Source organism: Streptomyces albidochromogenes, from assembly GCF_005981925.1.
In the GTDB taxonomy this organism is placed as follows: Bacteria; Actinomycetota; Actinomycetes; order Streptomycetales; family Streptomycetaceae; genus Streptomyces; species Streptomyces albidochromogenes.
Window position 1 is genome coordinate 1 of sequence record NZ_VBVX01000755.1, and the last position, 451, is coordinate 451.

The following is a 451-nucleotide window of genomic DNA, read 5'->3' on the forward strand; positions in this document are numbered from 1 at the left end:
GTATTAAACCCAATAAACCTAATATCCACTTTTCTGGAACATAATTTAATACAAAAGCTAAAAACAAACTAACTAATATTAAAATAATAGACCCTAAATATTGACCAACATAAATATCTCTATATTCTTTTCTAGTCTTTGCTCTAGCAAAAAATATTAATAAAATTACTAATAAATCAACTGCTGTAGCAATATAAAGAACAGCAGCAGCAACAACCGTTTGAATCATAATACACCTCATTCAAAAATATTTTTGAATGTATTATAACTTATATTTTTAAATAATCATAGGTGCTTTATTCCAATTGCTTTATTGACGTTGAGCCTCGGAACCCTTAACAATCCCAAAACTTGTCGAATGGTCGGCTTAATAGCTCACGCTATGCCGACATTCGTCTGCAAGTTTAGTTAAGGGTTCTTCTCAACGCACAATAAATTTTCTCGGCATAAA

Annotated in this window: 1 pseudogene; it reads right to left on the reverse strand. The window is 30.4% G+C overall.

Annotated elements, in window-relative coordinates:
- Window positions 1-229, reverse strand: a pseudogene (gene cadD / locus E2E34_RS35060) (cadmium resistance transporter CadD); the annotation flags it as partial.
- Window positions 230-451 lie beyond the last annotated feature (222 nt).